This is a genomic window from Desulfovibrio sp. SGI.102 (assembly GCF_050314315.1).
In the GTDB taxonomy this organism is placed as follows: Bacteria; Desulfobacterota; Desulfovibrionia; order Desulfovibrionales; family Desulfovibrionaceae; genus Desulfovibrio.
Map to the genome: position 1 here is coordinate 44,977 of NZ_JBNPNC010000011.1, position 15,351 is coordinate 60,327.

Here is a 15,351-nt window from a genome sequence, read left to right on the forward strand (position 1 = left end):
TCGCAGCTAATCCGCCGCGATCTCGTACTGGTCCAGTTTGTCCCAGATGGCGGTGATGACCAGGGCCATGACCGCGGCCAGACGGGCCTGGATCTTCTTCAGGATCTCGGGCGTGATGCGGCTGTCCTCGTCATAGCCCAGGCGGCGGCAGAAGAGCACGGGGCACTGGTGTTGCTTTTCCTGCGCCAGCAAGGGCATGTAGGCGGCAAAGGGGCCGTCCACGAAGGCATTGAGGCTGTCCTCGGAGACAGGCACGGCCTGGGTATGCAGGCTGGCGCCTTCGGCTTTGGCCGTGGCGGCCAGCAGTTCGCCGGTGCGGCGCAGATAGCCCACCAGCACGCTATTGGGCGCGTGCTGCATGAGCCCGGCCGTGACCGTGGCGTGGACGAAGGCCCGCCACTCGGCGCAGAAGTCGGGCAGGGCGCCGGGCTCCGTCAGGCAGGCTTCGGGGATCTCCGCACCGAAAGCCAGATTGACGATATGCTCGCGCTTGCTGTTGAGCTCAAAGAGGATGCAGGCGGCATCCATGCCCTGGGCGGCGGTCAGTTGTTTCTTGGCTGCCATGACGGCCTCACTTCTGGTGATAGCGGGAAAGATAGACCTCATAGCCGTGGGCGCGCAGCTTGCAGGCCGGGCACTGGCCGCAGCCGTAGCCCCAGGGATAGCGCTCGCCGCGCGTGCCCTCGTAGCAGGTATGGCTCTGCTCAAGGATGCAGTCCACCAGCGGCATGCCGCCCAGATCTTCGGCCAGGCGCCAGGTATTGGCCTTGTCCAGCCACATGAGCGGCGTATGCAGCACGAAATGGCTGTCCATGCCGGTATTGAGGGCCACCTGCATGGCCTTGATGCTGTCGTCGCGGCAGTCCGGGTAACCGGAGGAGTCGCTCTCGCACACGCCCAGCACCAGATGGCGGATGTTTTTGCCGTAGGCCCAGGCTGCGGCGTGCATGATGAACAGCAGGTTGCGGCCCGGCACGAAAGTGTTGGGGATGCCTTCGCCTTCCTGCTCGATGGGCATGTCCGAGGTCAGGGCCGTGTCGGCCAGCTGGCGGAACAGGCTGATGTCCAGCAGTGTGTCGGGCCCCAGACGGTCCTGCCATTCCGGCTTGAGGGCCGCGATGGCGCTGCGGACCTTGCCGCGGCATTCCAGTTCCACGGAGTGGCGCTGGCCGTAATCGAAGCCCAGCGTATGGACGCGGGCAAAGCGGGAAAGGGCCCAGGCAAGGCAGGTGGCCGAATCCTGGCCGCCGGAAAAGATGACCAGGGCCTGCTGGTCGGAAAGAGGAGGCTGATGGGACATGATCTTATTTTTCCTCCGGCCAGAAGGGGCAGACTCGGGCCGGGGCATAACCGGCCATGAAGGCATCCATGAGGGTGCCGAAATGGATGCGGTTGCGGGGCTTCATCTTCTGGGCGTCAGGGCAGTCGGCAGGGAAGAAGCGCAGGGAATTGCGGTTGCCGGTGTAATTCTTCAGGGCTTCGGGGCGGGAGAGCACCTCGGCCCACATGCCGCGCCGTTCCTTGATGGCTTCGGCCTGCAGGCCCAGCAGCCAGTCCTGGTACTCCTTGTCCAGCCCCTTGTGGGGATAGAAGAAGGCCGCGCCTTCACGCACCATGATGCCGTTGAGCGAGCGACCGTCCTTGAGGCGCACGTCCGCGACGATGCGGCCGTACTTGTCCTTGCCTTCCTTGTCCACGGCAAAGAACCGGACCTCCTGGCCGCGGGCCAGACGGGTGAGCAGTTCCCGCGCTTCGCGGGCGTAGAACTGGGGCTTGCCCTTGCGGGGCTTGAGCTCCGGCGTGTCGATGCCGGCCAGGCGCACGCGGCTGCGGTTGGTCAGCTGCATGGTGTCGCCGTCCAGACAGGAGGCCACCGAGGTCTTGCCCCGGACGGCGATCTGTTCCAGATGGGGCAGGGCGTCCGTCTGTGCGCGGCCCGTGCCGGGGAGGGCCCCGGCCACGAGCACGCAGCACAGGAAAAGGATCAGGCAGAGGCTACGCAGCATGACTAGTTTTCGTAGTAGGAACGCAGGGGCTGGCTGCGCACGGGATGACGCAGCTTGCGCAGGGCCTTGGCCTCGATCTGGCGGATGCGTTCACGGGTGACGTTGAAGAGCTTGCCCACTTCTTCCAGGGTATGGTCGCTCTTTTCGGCGATACCGAAACGCTTGCGCAGCACCTGTTCCTCGCGGGGCGTCAGATCGGCCAGCACGGCCGCCAGCTGTTCGGACAGCTTGGTATTGATGACTTCCTCGGCGGGGGCCACGGCCTTCTTGTCCTCGATGAAATCGCCCAGGCTGGAATCTTCCTCGTCGCCGATGGGCGTTTCCAGCGAGATGGGTTCCTTGGCGATCTTGAGCACTTTCTTGACCTTTTCCACCGGGTATTCCATGCGCTCGGCGATCTCTTCGGGCGTGGGATCACGGCCCAGCTCCTGCACCAGGTAACGCGAGGTGCGGATGAGCTTGTTGATGGTCTCGATCATGTGCACCGGGATACGGATGGTGCGGGCCTGGTCCGCGATGGCGCGGGTGATGGCCTGACGGATCCACCAGGTGGCGTAGGTGGAGAACTTGTAACCGCGCTGGTACTCGAACTTGTCCACGGCCTTCATGAGGCCGATGTTGCCTTCCTGGATGAGGTCCAGGAACTGGAGACCGCGGTTGGTGTACTTTTTGGCGATGGAGACCACCAGACGCAGGTTGGAGCGGATGAGCTCCTGCTTGGCGCGCATGGCGGCGGTGTTGCCGCGCTTGATGCGCCACAGCACTTCTTCCAGGTCGTTGACGTTGTGGCAGCACTTTTCCTGCAGACGGCTCAGGATCTCGATCTTGCCGATGATCATTTCCTTGAAGGAGAAGAGCTCGTCCACGCTGAGCTTGAGGTCGCGGGCGGCATCATTGGGATTGATGGTGCGCTGCTCAAGGCCGGTGAACATCTCCTGGATCTCGGCCTGGGTACGCCCGGTGGACAGGATGTAGGCCGAAAGGTCGCGCTGGCAGTTGTGCATCTGGCGCACGTAGTCCTCGACCGTTTCGATGATGCGGTCGATGAGGGTCTTTTCCAGCTTGATGTCGCGCAGGCGGGTGACGATCTCTTCCTTGTAGCTGATGATCTCCTTCTGGATGGCGGTCACCTTGCGGTCAAGGGTGTTGCAGTCGTCCAGCTTCTTGTAGATCTTGCGCTTTTTCTTGAAGATCTGCTTGATCTCGTCCAGCAGCAGGATGACGCGGGAGCGCTGGTTGAGCTCGTCTTCGCTGGGATCGTCTTCTTCGATGGTCTTGACCACGTCCTTGAGCTTGATGCGGTTCTGGCGCAGGTCCTCGCCCACGTTGATGAGCTCTTCCACGGCCACGGGCACTTCCACCAGGGCGTAGAGCACGTCCTGCTCGCCCATCTCGATCTTTTTGGCGATGACCACTTCACCGTCGCGATCCAGCAGGGGCACGGCGCCCATCTCGCGCAGGTACATGCGCACCGGGTCGGTGCTGCGCGAGGAATAGTCGGCGGATTCTTCGTCTTCGGCCAGCTCCAGGGAGCCGTCCATGGCGTCGTCGTCGGTTTCGGTGGGCGTGGCGGAGATTTTTTTGCCGTCCTTTTCGGAATCGACGATGGCGATCTCCAGCTGCTCAAAGATGCCGATGATCTCCTCGAACTGCTCGGGAGTGTTCATCTCCACGGGAAGGGCTTTGTTGACCTCGTCGAAGGTCAGGTAGCCCATGCCCTTGCCCTTGGCGATGAGGCTTTGAATTTGCTGGATATCTTTAAGATTGCTCATGTCCCTGCTCCAAGGTTTCCTGCAGTGCGCGAAGATATTCCAAATCAGCGGCAAAGTCGCCGGTGCCGGTGTTCTGCCGCAGGGCGGCCGTCACGGACTGGCGCTGGGTTGCCGCATAATAGGCATCAAGATCATGGCGCAGGGCTTCCAGCTCCCTGTCGCCGTCATCACGGGGGGCCGCTTCGGCGCCCCGGCAGAAGGACCAGAAATTCTTTTCGCGCTGGTCCAGATGGTAGGGGGCCTCGTCAGAGCCCCATTCTTCGATCTTGTCCCACAACTGACGGGCGATGTCCGACTGCAGGGCCAGGTCAGCGCCCAGATCCCGCAGATCGTCCAGTCGGTCGGGGTAGCGGACCGCATACATCATGATCTGGCGATCCCGCATGTTCTGTCGCGCCCGGCTGGGGCGCGTGGTCTGTCCGTCAGGGCCGGGACGTCTGCTGTCGGCCAGTCCCTGACGCAATTCCGCCTCGGAAAGCTGCAGGTGGGTGGCCAGCCGTGACACATAGGGGCTGACCAGCTCCGGCACTTCCACATGGCGCAAAAAATTCTTGGCCCATTCCACGGTCTCGCGCGGGGCCAGGGCGCGCAGCACGTCCAGACAAAAACGCAGCCCGTCCGGCGCCTGGGCCTGCAGGGCCTCGAAGGCCTCCACGCCCTGCGTGCGCAGCAGGCTGTCGATGTCCTCGCCTTCGGGCATCAGGACAACGGTGCAGGCCAGACCGCGGGTGAGCAGCATCTCGCAGGAACGCAGGGCGGCCTTACGGCCGGCGCGGTCCCCGTCGAACAACAGGGTGAGCTGCGAGGTGAAGCCCGAAAGACGTTTGATCTGGTCCGGGGTCAGGGCGGTGCCCAGCACGCCCACGGCATTGTCGTAGCCGAACTGGTGCAGGGTCAGCACGTCCATGTAGCCCTCGGTCAAAAGGGCCCGTCCCTTTACAGTAATGCCTTTTCTGGCCTGGGCAAGACCGTAAAGATGTTCTCCTTTCTTATAGATGGGCGTATCGGAACTGTTGATGTACTTGGCTTCGTCCTCGTCCGCGATGATGCGCCCGCCAAAGGCGATGACCTGGTTGGAAAGGTTTTTGATGGGAAAGATGAGACGGCCCCGAAAGCGGTCATAGACCGAGCCCCGGTCCGAGCGTCCCACCAGTCCGGCCTCGGCGGCCAGGCGCATGTCGTAGCCCGCGCGCTGCAGGGCCAGGTCCAGCGAATGCCAGTCACGCCGCGCCCAGCCCAGACCGAAACGCTCCACGACATCCGGGCTCAGGCCGCGCCGCTGTATGTAGGCCCGGCACTCCTCGGCTTCCGGGCTTTTGAGGGCCGCGGCAAAATGGGCCGCCGCCAGCTCGTACATGCGCAGCATGGTCTGGCGGGAAGAACGCCACTGCCGGTCCTCTTCCTGCCGTTTTTTGTCAAAGGGCCCGCGATCCAGCGTGATGCCGGCCTCGGCGGCCAGCTGCTCCAGGGTCTCGCGGAAATCCAGGCCGTTGATGCGGCCGTAGAAATCGAAGATGTCCCCGGACGCCTGGCAGCCGAAACAGTAGAACAGGCCCTGTTCCTCGTTGACCGAGAAACTGGGCTTGGTCTCCTGATGGAAGGGGCAGGGCGCCACCCAGCGCGGCCCGTTACGCTTGAGATCCACGTAACGGCGCACGATATCCGTGATGTTGAGCCGCTCCTTGATGGCGCGGATGGCATCTCTGGACTGCATGAGGCCCTCGCCGGACTGCCCGGCTGTGCTAGCGCAGGTTGACGATGGTCATGCCATCGCCGCCGCGATCCTCCGGAGCGGTGGCAAAACGGGCCACGGCCGGGAAGGAGCGCAGAAAATCATGGATCTGGCGACGCAGGGCGCCGGTGCCGCGACCGTGCACGATCTCCACTTCACTGAAGCCGGAAAGCAGGGCCTTGTCCAGGAAGCGTTCCACTTCGGCCTGGGCTTGGTCGGCACGCATGCCGCGCAGGTCGAGGCGCAGGGCGGGCGCATCGTCGTTGGCGATGGCGGCCTTGACCGGGGAGACGCGCTGCGGCGCACGGGGGGCCGCAGCCTGGGCGGACTGGCCGCTCTGGCGCACGTCCTTCATGGCGGCCCACAGGCTCACGCCGTTGAGGTCCACGCGCACGCGCTTGCGGCGTTCGTCCACGTCGGTCACCACGCCGCGCTTGTTAAACACGGTATGGAAGACCTGCTGGCCGGGCGCGAAATGTTCGATCTGCGGCAGCACCGAGGTCTCTTCCTGCACCACGGGCGCGGCCAGATCGGCACGCAGGCGCGACATCTCTTTCAGGGCCTGCTTGTGGGTGGCGCGGCCTTCCTTCCAGGCGCGCATGAGCTCGCCGGCCTTGGCGCGTACTTCGTCATGCAGGCGCAGGCGTTCCTTCTCGGTCTTCTCGCGCATGATCTTGGTGTCGCAGCGGGCCTTTTCCTGCTCCTGACGCAGACGGGCGATCTCCTGCTCGCGCTCGGCGGCCAGGGCATTGAGGCGGCCCAGCAGGGCGCTGGTGTCCTGCCCGTCCTGCAGGAGGTAATGCTCCGCACGGCGCAGGATGCTTTCCGGCAGGCCATGCTCGCGGGCCACGTCCAGGGCCTGGCTGGCGCCCACCTGATCGTAGGCTAGTTTGAAAAGGGGCTTCTTGCTCTGCGGGTCGAAGAGCACCGAAGCGGCCCGCGCGCCTTCGCGCGACAGGGCATAGGTCTTGAGGGCCGGGAAGTGGGTGGCGGCCAGCACGAAGGTCTGCTTGTCCAGCAGGCCGTCCAGCACGCCCTGGGCCAGAGCCGCGCCCTGGGCGGGGTCGGTGCCGGCGCCGAATTCGTCCAGCAGCACGAGGCCGGTGCTGTCCAGATGCTTCCAGGCCTTGGCCAGATGCTGGATCTGGGCCGTGAAGGTGGAAACGTTGTCTTCCAGGCTCTGCTCGTCACCGATGAAGGCATCCACACGGCCGAACCAGGGCAGATGCGAACCGGCGGCCGCGGGCACGGGCAGGCCGCTCAGGGTCATGGCCACGCACAGGCCCAGGGTCTTGAGGCAGACGGTCTTGCCGCCGGCGTTGCCGCCGGTGATGATGAGGGCCCGTTCGCCGGGACGCAGCACGATGTCCAGCGGGCGCACCTGCTGCAGGCCGCCGCTCTTGCCGCGTTCGTCCTTGCGCTGGCGCAGGCTGACCAGGGCCAGCAGGGGATGGCGGGTCTCCAGCAGGCAGACGCCTTCCTCCACGGGCGAGAGCGGCACGCAGCGGCCGTCGTATTCGGCGGCCAGGCGGCGCTTGGCCTGCAAAACGTCCAGCTGGGCCAGCAGTTCCAGGGCGGCACGCGCCCCGGGCAGTTCGGCCAGCAGCAGGCTGCGCAGATAGGCCAGCACCTTGTGCTCTTCCTCGCGCTCCTCGCGCTTCAGCTCCTGGAGGCGGTTGTTGATCTCCACCAGGAACATGGGCTCGAAATAGCAGGTCTCGCCGGTCTGGGACCAGTCATGGATGATGCCCTGCATACGGCCCTTGAAGTTGGCCTTGAGGGGCAGCACATAGCGGTCCGAGGACAGGGTCATGAACTCGTCCTGCAGCCAGGCCAGCATATTGTACTGCATGGCGTAGTCCTTGACCCGGCGCATGCAGTTCTGGTGCAGGCGGCGCAGTTCGCTGCGCACCTGGAAGAGTTCGGGCGAGCTCTCGTCGCGGATCAGGCCGTCATCGGAAATGCAGCGCAGCAGGGCCGCCGTGAGCTGCACGGGCAGCGGCGTTTCCTGGGCCAGGGCCAGCAGGTGCGGCCACTGGTCCTCGGCTTCGGGCAGGGCGATGGAGGCATGGGCGGCCTTGGCCAGCCGCAGCATCTCGCGCAGGGCCCAGAAGGCATCGGTATCGGGCTGCAGGCCGGGCTTTTCGGCCACCCGCAGGAAGGCGCCCACATCGGGGAAGGACCCCAGGGCAAAGCCGCCCTCGCCCATGGGACGGGCGGCCCAGACGGCGGATTCGTCATACAGGCGCGCCGCGTGGGTGACGGCGGCGGCGTCTTCCAGCGGACGCAGCTCAAGAGCACGCTCGCGGCCGGCCGGGGAAAGGCACAGGCCGGCGAGGTGCTCCGTGATCTGCGGGAATTCGAGCGCGTGGAGAGTGCGGCTGTGGATCATGGATGCTCTTAGGCGGTCAGGCGGGCCTTGACGGCGGCGGAAAGGGCCTTGCCGTCCACACGGCCCTTGTGGGTGGCCATGATGGCGGAGATGACCTTGCCCATCTCGCGGGGCGAGGTGGCGCCCACTTCGGCGATGGTGGCATCGATGAGGGCGGTCAGCTCTTCTTCGCTCAGGGGCTTGGGCAGGTAGCTCTGGATGACGGCCAGTTCGGCGGCTTCCTTGTCGGCCAGATCCTGACGGCCGGCGGAGGTGTACTGCTCGATGGAGTCCTGACGCTGCTTGCCTTCCTTGATGATGAGGTCGAGCATCTCGGCATCGTCCAGGGTGCCGCCGGGACGGCACAGGTCCACCAGGCGGTTCTTGACGGCGGTCTTGAGCAGGCGCAGGACGGTCAGACGCACGGCGTCCTTGGCCTTGTAGGCCTGGACGTAATCTTTTTCGATAGTTTCAAACAGGCTCATGGCGTTGGGATGGGTAGGGGGTGAAAAGAGGAACTGCGGAAGACCACGAGGGCCTTCCGCAGTTCAAAGGTGACGTGCAAGGCCTGAGAACTAGGCCATGTTCATCTTTCTGATTTTCTTCATCAGGCGCTTACGGGCAGCAGCCTTCTTCTTCTTGCGCATCACGCTGGGCTTTTCGTAGTGCTGGCGCTTTTTCATTTCGGACAGCACACCGGCCTTTTCCACCTGCTTCTTGAAGCGGCGCAGCGCGATATCGAAGTTGTAATCGTCTTCGTTCAGAAACACTCCGGGCACGAATATCACCCCCTCCTGCGAGAGCTCCGGCCAGGCCGGGCAATGACGCGGGCGTCATTCGACCTTGTTTGCAAGGTCAAGGACAGTCTTGTAGTCCTGATGCCCAAAAAAGGCAAGCATTTTTTTACAGGACACATGAAGGAGAGGGCAGCGGGCGCGGGCCCCTGCCGAAAGGTGCCGAAAGGACGGAAAGGCTACTCGGCGTCGGAGTCGTCTTCTTCGCAGGCGTCAAAAACGCTTTCCTGCATGTCCAGCAGCAGCTCCACATAGCGGCGCAGGTTGCTGCGGAAGAGTTCCGGCGTGGCCAGGCCTTCCACACAGAAGCGGATCTCGAAGCATTCGTCTTCGATCTCGCCGATGTAGGCCTTGGCGATCCGGTATTCGCGGGAGGCTTCGGAAGCGGCGCTGTAGAAGAGCTCCAGCTGATCCATGTCGTCCACTTCGAAGGCGCAGACCAGAGAGAAGAAGTCCTTGTCTTCCTCGTCGAGGATGAGGGAAAGGGAGATCTCGCCCGCGAGGAAGGAGATGTCGCCGTCTTCGTCGATCTCAGGCTGGAAGCCTTCTTCAGCCAGGGCATCGAAACAGAATTTCTTGTCCATTGGGGGTGATCCTTTTCCCGGCGTGGCCGGGGTCGGGGCTTGGCGGTCCTGGGGACCATGAGGAGGCGGCGGAGAAAAGATAAAACAGGCGGGGCCTGTTTTATCTTTTCCGGAAAATGGGGGTCGGCTAGTCGAGGGCGTCCTTGAGCATCTTGCCGGGACGGAATTTCACCATCTTGCAGGCGGGGATGGTCAGGGTCTCGCCGGTACGGGGGTTGCGGCCCTGGCGTTCCTTGCGGGTCTCCACCACGAAGGTGCCGAAACCGGTCAGGGTCAGCTTGTCGTCCTTGGCCAGGGATTCTTCCACAGAAGCCAGGAAGGCATTGAGCGCGCGTTCGGCAGCGGCTTTGGTCAGATTGGCCTTGGCGGCAATCTTTTCAACCAGGTCAGCCTTGGTCATTGGGATATCCTCCTCATCTCGTCAGTGATACGCCATGTCCGCCGCGGGGCGGATCCCCTCTGGCGTGTTGTTTTTGTAAAACTACCTGTCAGGCAATCAGTTTTTCAAGGGGTTGTCAAGCAAGGAAGCCCCGAAACGGCTGATATGCTGAAAGTCCGCCACAGTGAGCTGTTCCGGCCGCAGGGTGGGCGTGATGCCGGCCTGCTCGATGGCCGCGGACAGCCACGGGGCCAGCGGGCAGCGGCGGGCGATGCTGCCCAGCTGCTTGCGGCGCTGCTGGAAACAGACCTTGATGACCAGGGCCAGCAGATCCGGGCGCTCCGGGCGCTGGTCCAGGGGCAGGGGCTCGAAGGAGAGCACGGCGGAATCCACCTTGGGCGGCGGGCTGAAGGCGCCGGGGCCCACGATGAACTCCATGCGCGGCCGGGCAAAACTCTGCACCCAGACCGACAGGGCCCCGTAATGGCCGTTGCCCGGCCCGGCGGCCAGGCGCTGGCCCACTTCCTTCTGGACCATGAAGGCCGCCCGCACCAGGCCCGTGGCGCGGGAGAACAGGTCCCACATCATGGGCGAGGCCACGTTGTAGGGCAGGTTGCCGATGATCTTCCACGGATTGTCGGGCGTGATGCGGCTCCAGTCGAAGCGCAGGGCGTCCGTCAGCACGGCCTGGGTACGCGCCGCGCCCAGGCGCTGGCGCTCGGCGGCCCAGTGGCTGTCCTTTTCCAGCAGCACCAGCCGGGCATGGGGCTGGGCCTCGATGGCGCGGGTCAGGGCGCCGGGGCCGGGACCGATCTCGATGACGTTGTCCGTGTCCTTGGGCAGCAGCAGGGAGGCGATGCGGTTGCAGATGCTCTCATGCCGCAAGAAGTGCTGGCCCAGACTTTTTTTGGCCTTGGGTTGGGTGCTTTCGTTCATCAGGGCAGGTCGAAGCGGTCAAAGGTGAGTACGAGCCCGGCCCGGCCCTGGGTGGCCGAGCGCAGGGAGGTCGAAAAACCGAACAGTTTGCGCAGGGGCGCCAGCCCGCGCACATGCTTGAGCCCGGAGCGGTCCTCCAGGTCTTCCACACGTCCGCCGGCCGTGCCGAACAGGCTGATGGCCGCGCCCAGGAATTCGTCGGGCACGCTGATCTCCACCTTCATGAGCGGTTCCAGCGCCACGGGCGATGCCGCGGCCAGGGCCTCGCGCAGGGCCATGCCCGCGGCCATGTGGCAGCCGGGCACGGTGGTCTGGCCCTCGCGCCGTTCCACGGCGGTCAGGGTCACTTCCACGTCCTCCACGGGATAGCCGGTCAGGGCACCGCTCTGCAAGGCATCGCGCACGCCTTCCAGGGCGGCGTCCAGCAGGGGCTTGGGCAGCAGCTTGCGCGCTTCGGCCTCGTCGGCGGGCAAAAAGTCGCCCACCAATACGCGGTTGCCCGTGCCGCGCGGCAGGGGACGCACATGCAGTTCCACATGGCCGAAGTGGTGCTCCTTGCCCAGCTCGCGGTCGAATTCGCCCTGGCCGTCGGCCTCCTTGCGTACGGTCTCGCGCAGGATGACCTGCGGATGTCCGGCCCGGGGCGAGATGCCGTATTCGCGGGACATGCGTTCCAGCAGCACGTCCAGATGCAGTTCGCCCATGCCGGAGACCATGCGGCAGGCCGTTTCCTCGTCCATGCGCACTTCCAGCGTGGGGTCTTCGGCGGCGTAGCGTTCCAGGGCCTCGTCCAGCACCTTGCCTTCGTCGGCATTGCGCGGCTCCAGGGCCAGGGTGATGACCGGCGCGTAGGAGTCGATGGCTTCCAGGGCCAGCAGGCGGCTCTTGTGGCAATAGGTCTCGCCGGTGTGCGCGCCGCGCAGGCCCACGAGGGTCACGATCTCGCCGGTGGAGGCGCTTTCCAGCTGCTCGCGGCGGTCGGCATGCATGCGGTAGATGCGGCTGATGCGGTCCTCGGTCTTGCCGGCGGTATTGGTCAGGGCGTCGCCCTCGTGCAGGCTGCCTGCGTAGACGCGGGCAAAAGCCAGCTTGCGGCCGTTCTCCATAAGCACCTTGAAGATCAGCACCACGGCGGGCGCGGCGGCATCGGGAGGCACGGGCACCTCGTTGCCCTCGCTGTCGCGGCCTACGGGCGCGGGCACGTCCAGCGGCGAAGGCAGCAGGTCGCAGACGGCATCCAGCACGGGCTGTACGCCGCTGTTGCGCAGGGCGGAGCCGCAGAACACCGGGGTCACGGCCCGGCTCAGGGTGGCCCGGCGCAGGGCGGCACGCACGTCGTCCAGGCTGTATTCCCCGCCCAGATACAGGTCGAGGAAGGGCTCGTCGGCCTCGGCCAGATGCTCCAGCAGGCTTTCCCGCCAGGGCTCGGCCACAGCGGCTTCCGCATCGCTCCAGGGGCGGCGGGTCACGGTGCGGCCCTGGTCGGCCTGGTCGAAGTCCAGATGCTCGCGGGCCAGCAGGTCCAGCACGCCGTCGAAAGCCTCGCCCTCTCCTTTGGGGATGGTCAGGGGCAGGGGATTGGCGCCCAGACGTTTTTTCATGTCTTCCAGCACATTGGCGAAATCAGCGCCCATCCGGTCCATCTTGTTGATGAAGGCGATCTTGGGCACGCCAAAACTCTCCGACTGCCGCCAGACCGTCTCGGACTGCGGCTCCACACCGGCCACGCCGCAGAACACGCCCACCGCACCGTCCAGCACGCGCAGGGAGCGCTCTACCTCGATGGTGAAGTCCACATGGCCGGGTGTGTCGATGAGGTTGATGGTGTGCTCGTTCCACTGGCAGGTGGTGCAGGCCGACATGATGGTGATGCCGCGCTCCTGCTCCTCGGGCATGTAGTCCATGGTGGCGGTGCCGTCATGGACTTCCCCCAGGCGGTGGATCTTGCGGCTGTAGTAGAGCATGCGCTCCGAGAGCGTGGTCTTGCCCGCGTCGATGTGGGCGATGATGCCGATATTGCGGATGTTTTTCATGGCAGTCTCGTCAACGTATGGGCCGGGAAGTCCCGGCAGGATGGCGAAAGTATGCGCTTTCCCGCCGTTGCGCGCAAGCGGCGGGGCTGGTGGCGGCGGTGGCGCCGCGGTCATCGTCTGTCCTGCCCGGGTGGTTTACAGCAGGCTGAAGGCCCGGCGACGGCAGCGGAAAAAGTCCGGCGTCAGGCCCGGGTGCAGCCAGAAGGCTTCGCAGCCGGGCGTGAGCAGCAGCTCCACCGGCCCCCCTTCGTCCTCCATGGCCAGGCGGGCGGCCTCGTCTTCCTCCAGCACGGCGGCGGGCAGGCAGGGGCCGGGCAAAGGTCCGCCGTCCAGTACGGCCCGGGCGGCCTCGCCATGCAGGGCCTGTGCCGTGCAGTCCGGGCCGTGGGCGAAGGCCAGCAGCTCTGCATCCGCGGCAGTGTCCTGCGGCAGCAGGAACAGGGGCAGGGCATCTTCGCGCCAGATGCGTCCCGGCAGGTCGCCGCGTTCCGGCAGGGCGTCCCCGTCCAGACCGTGCAGCAGGACCACGCGGCACTGGGGCAGTTCGCGCGTCAGACGCGTGAAATCGGCAGCCGGAAGGGCAAAGGCATCTTCCACACCGGCCAGCTCCAGGGTCACCAGCACTTCGGGCGTGGGCTCACCGCCAAGACAGAACGCCCCTGTCAGCGGGACACCGGCCAGGATGGCGGGCATGAGGGCCGCCGCCAGACGGGCGGGCGAACGCAGCGAGGCCGGGAAGGCCACCAGGGCAAAGGGCGCCGGGCCGTCCGTAGCCGTCCGGCGGAATCCCCGGCGGGGGAAGCGCTCGTCCCGGCAGGTCCGGATGTCCATCTCTCCGGCGTGGGCCTGATGCAGGGCCAGCGCGGTCTTGATGGCGGCACGCAGATGTGCGGGCGTGTCCTCGTAAGCTGCGGCGCGCGGTTCGTCAGGTACCCGGAAGGCTTCCAGCCACTGGGGCCAGGCCGGGCCGCTGTCCTCTTCCGCGAAGATGTCCTCACAACCGGTGGGCATGCAGATGCTGTCCATGAGGGCTCCTACAGGCTGTCACAGGCCAGGGCGTACAGGCGGGCCTCCATGAGGCGGCGGGCCGCCAGCCGTTCCGGCCAGAAGGCCGCGGCACGACGCAAGGCGGTATCCGAAGCCCGGTCGGCAGGCGCAAGGCCGTGCCAGGAGAGCACGGCGGCGTCCTCGGCGGCCAGGGCCAGCAGCTCGTCCGTCAGGGGCCAGCCGCTGGTCAGGGGCGCGGCGGCGCACTGTTCCGGACCGTGGCCCATGTACACGGCATGGGCGTTCTCCAGCACCAGTTCGGGGTCGCGGCTCAAAAAGATCTTGGCGCCCGCACGCAGGGCCATGTCCAGCAGAGAGTGATCGGGTTCGCCCCATTCGGGCAGGGCCATGAACAGTTCGAAGGGCGCGTAGATGGCGGCCGTGATCAGATCGCAGGCCAGGCCGCACTGGGCACCGCCCAGCCAGGAGATGCGCAGGCTCTCCCAGTCCCCGTGCCGGGCGGCCAGCAGGGCAAGGTCGGCCAGGGCCTGGCCCGGCGCGCCCTTGTCGTTGCCCGCATTGACCACCGCTCCCGGCAGACCGGCGGCCAGACAGTCCAGAGCGCCGCCCTTGAGGCCGGCGGTCAGGCAGAGCCCGGCATGGGCGTAAAGCGGGGCCTGAAGGTCACAGGAGGCCATGTCCTGGGCCCAGAGCGCGGGCGGCAGCATGTCCACGTCCATGCCCAGCTGACGGGCTGCGGCCGTGGCGGCCAGCACGTCCTGCGTGTCGGCGCCGTCAGCGGCCAGCAGCAGGGCCGTCTTGCCGGTCAGGGGGGCGGGCTGGCCCTCCATCTGCATCAGTTGCCAGAAGGTGGACTGTCCCAGGTCACGGATACGCAAGATCTGCCGGGCCATGATAACTCCTTGTGCTGTACTTGAAGGCGGCGAAAGGGTGGGACGAGGGGGAAGAGGGAAACCTTTTGGAAAAGGTTTCCCTCTTCCCCCTCGAGCTCCCCCATCACCCTTGCCAAAACTTTTTATTCAGGTCCATGCGACTGTATCGCAGCGCCCCGGGCAGCCATCCCGCTCCGGTCCCCCGGTGCCGTGGAGGGGCTGCACGGTGGAAGGGCGTGCGGCCCTGCCGTGTCCCATATCCGTGTCGGCGTGTGCATCGTGTTCCGGTCAGGCAGCGCAAAGCGCTTTCCGGAAGGCTGCGGGCAACAGACTCGGAGCGGGCACAGGGCGGCGGAAGCGGGACAAGGGCTCGGGCCAGTCTTTTCGGCTTCCTAGGCATGACGGGCAGCCGCCCGGCACAGCGAACAGTCTGGACAAATCCTGCGCTATGGTCTGCCACAAATCAAGGAAATTTCTTTTTTTCTGGGCAGGGGCCTGTGGGCGGCGCCGGCATCCTTCATGGGCGAAGGGCGGTACGGCGCATTTCCGCACAGCGGCAAGAACCCGATAGGCTGTTTTAGAGAGCGGAGAAAAAAGGTCGTGGAGAGGGGAGAAGTCGGGCTGTCAAGGTGGGACGGCACTGGTATACGTAGACAGGCAGGGATGCCGCACCGGGCCGTGGCGCAAAAGGCTTCTGTCTTGCCTGACCTGCACCGGAAGGCATCATGCCGGAAGAGGGAACATCCGGCCGTGTGTGCAGTACCAACGCTTCACACGGCATGTTCCGGGCCGACGGATCACTGCATGCTTGCAACAATTCAGGACCGTGCCGTCGTTTGCAGAAAAATTTGTCCTGATAAAGCG

General features: G+C 65.4%; 14 protein-coding genes. All 14 read right to left on the reverse strand.

Annotated features, from left to right (window positions below):
* Window positions 1-6 precede the first annotated feature (6 nt).
* A complete protein-coding gene (locus ACQRCJ_RS04260) occupies window positions 7-564 on the reverse strand; it encodes a hypothetical protein (RefSeq protein ID WP_006003923.1) in 558 nt (185 codons plus the stop codon).
* A 7-nt stretch (window positions 565-571) separates the two neighbouring features.
* Window positions 572-1,300 (reverse strand): 7-cyano-7-deazaguanine synthase QueC, encoded by a 729-nt coding sequence (gene queC, locus ACQRCJ_RS04265; RefSeq protein ID WP_168934618.1) that lies wholly within the window; start codon window positions 1,298-1,300, stop codon window positions 572-574.
* Window positions 1,301-1,304: 4 nt separating this feature from the next.
* Entirely contained in the window at window positions 1,305-2,006 is a 702-nt protein-coding gene (locus ACQRCJ_RS04270; protein WP_297137602.1) for a thermonuclease family protein, read from the reverse strand.
* 2 nt (window positions 2,007-2,008) lie between these two features.
* Window positions 2,009-3,778 carry an RNA polymerase sigma factor RpoD gene (rpoD, locus tag ACQRCJ_RS04275; RefSeq protein WP_006003927.1) on the reverse strand — a complete coding sequence of 590 codons (1,770 nt, stop codon included), beginning with the start codon at window positions 3,776-3,778 and terminating at the stop codon, window positions 2,009-2,011.
* Window positions 3,765-5,492, reverse strand: a complete 1,728-nt coding sequence (gene dnaG, locus ACQRCJ_RS04280) for a DNA primase (RefSeq protein ID WP_427799392.1) — start codon at window positions 5,490-5,492, stop codon at window positions 3,765-3,767. The genes rpoD and dnaG overlap by 14 nt, the downstream gene beginning before the upstream one ends.
* 28 nt (window positions 5,493-5,520) lie before the next feature.
* A complete protein-coding gene (locus ACQRCJ_RS04285; protein ID WP_303955889.1) occupies window positions 5,521-7,902 on the reverse strand; it encodes an endonuclease MutS2 in 2,382 nt (793 codons plus the stop codon).
* Between the two features lie 8 nt (window positions 7,903-7,910).
* Window positions 7,911-8,366, reverse strand: a complete 456-nt coding sequence (locus ACQRCJ_RS04290; RefSeq protein WP_297137599.1) for a GatB/YqeY domain-containing protein — start codon at window positions 8,364-8,366, stop codon at window positions 7,911-7,913.
* Window positions 8,367-8,456: 90 nt separating this feature from the next.
* Window positions 8,457-8,660: a 30S ribosomal protein S21 gene (rpsU, locus tag ACQRCJ_RS04295; RefSeq protein ID WP_040368982.1), complete on the reverse strand. Its 204-nt coding sequence runs from the start codon at window positions 8,658-8,660 to the stop codon at window positions 8,457-8,459.
* A gap of 194 nt (window positions 8,661-8,854) precedes the next feature.
* On the reverse strand, window positions 8,855-9,259 hold the full coding sequence (locus ACQRCJ_RS04300) for a YbjN domain-containing protein (RefSeq protein ID WP_204625595.1): 405 nt from the start codon (window positions 9,257-9,259) through the stop codon (window positions 8,855-8,857).
* Between the two features lie 127 nt (window positions 9,260-9,386).
* The gene (locus ACQRCJ_RS04305) at window positions 9,387-9,659 is read right to left on the reverse strand and encodes an HU family DNA-binding protein (protein WP_168934613.1); all 273 of its coding nucleotides are present in this window, start codon (window positions 9,657-9,659) and stop codon (window positions 9,387-9,389) included.
* Between the two features lie 96 nt (window positions 9,660-9,755).
* Window positions 9,756-10,574, reverse strand: coding sequence for a 16S rRNA (adenine(1518)-N(6)/adenine(1519)-N(6))-dimethyltransferase RsmA (gene rsmA, locus ACQRCJ_RS04310; RefSeq protein WP_297137598.1), 819 nt, complete (start codon window positions 10,572-10,574; stop codon window positions 9,756-9,758).
* Window positions 10,574-12,607: an elongation factor G gene (gene fusA / locus ACQRCJ_RS04315; RefSeq protein WP_427799393.1), complete on the reverse strand. Its 2,034-nt coding sequence runs from the start codon at window positions 12,605-12,607 to the stop codon at window positions 10,574-10,576. The genes rsmA and fusA overlap by 1 nt, the downstream gene beginning before the upstream one ends.
* A 135-nt stretch (window positions 12,608-12,742) precedes the next feature.
* Window positions 12,743-13,633, reverse strand: coding sequence for a hypothetical protein (locus tag ACQRCJ_RS04320; protein WP_427799394.1), 891 nt, complete (start codon window positions 13,631-13,633; stop codon window positions 12,743-12,745).
* An 8-nt stretch (window positions 13,634-13,641) separates the two neighbouring features.
* Window positions 13,642-14,508: a hypothetical protein gene (locus tag ACQRCJ_RS04325; RefSeq protein WP_204674006.1), complete on the reverse strand. Its 867-nt coding sequence runs from the start codon at window positions 14,506-14,508 to the stop codon at window positions 13,642-13,644.
* Between the last annotated feature and the right edge of the window lie 843 nt (window positions 14,509-15,351).

Bases quoted from the DNA above. Each gene is read 5' to 3' on its own strand.
- ACQRCJ_RS04300 (WP_204625595.1), bottom strand. From the start codon at position 9,259: ATGGACAAGAAATTCTGTTTCGATGCCCTGGCTGAAGAAGGCTTCCAG.
- ACQRCJ_RS04305 (WP_168934613.1), bottom strand. From the start codon at position 9,659: ATGACCAAGGCTGACCTGGTTGAAAAGATTGCCGCCAAGGCCAATCTG.
- ACQRCJ_RS04285 (WP_303955889.1), bottom strand. From the start codon at position 7,902: ATGATCCACAGCCGCACTCTCCACGCGCTCGAATTCCCGCAGATCACG.
- queC (WP_168934618.1), bottom strand. From the start codon at position 1,300: ATGTCCCATCAGCCTCCTCTTTCCGACCAGCAGGCCCTGGTCATCTTT.
- ACQRCJ_RS04290 (WP_297137599.1), bottom strand. From the start codon at position 8,366: ATGAGCCTGTTTGAAACTATCGAAAAAGATTACGTCCAGGCCTACAAG.
- fusA (WP_427799393.1), bottom strand. From the start codon at position 12,607: ATGAAAAACATCCGCAATATCGGCATCATCGCCCACATCGACGCGGGC.
- ACQRCJ_RS04270 (WP_297137602.1), bottom strand. From the start codon at position 2,006: ATGCTGCGTAGCCTCTGCCTGATCCTTTTCCTGTGCTGCGTGCTCGTG.
- rpoD (WP_006003927.1), bottom strand. From the start codon at position 3,778: ATGAGCAATCTTAAAGATATCCAGCAAATTCAAAGCCTCATCGCCAAG.
- ACQRCJ_RS04325 (WP_204674006.1), bottom strand. From the start codon at position 14,508: ATGGCCCGGCAGATCTTGCGTATCCGTGACCTGGGACAGTCCACCTTC.
- ACQRCJ_RS04320 (WP_427799394.1), bottom strand. From the start codon at position 13,633: ATGGACAGCATCTGCATGCCCACCGGTTGTGAGGACATCTTCGCGGAA.
- rsmA (WP_297137598.1), bottom strand. From the start codon at position 10,574: ATGAACGAAAGCACCCAACCCAAGGCCAAAAAAAGTCTGGGCCAGCAC.
- ACQRCJ_RS04260 (WP_006003923.1), bottom strand. From the start codon at position 564: ATGGCAGCCAAGAAACAACTGACCGCCGCCCAGGGCATGGATGCCGCC.
- dnaG (WP_427799392.1), bottom strand. From the start codon at position 5,492: ATGCAGTCCAGAGATGCCATCCGCGCCATCAAGGAGCGGCTCAACATC.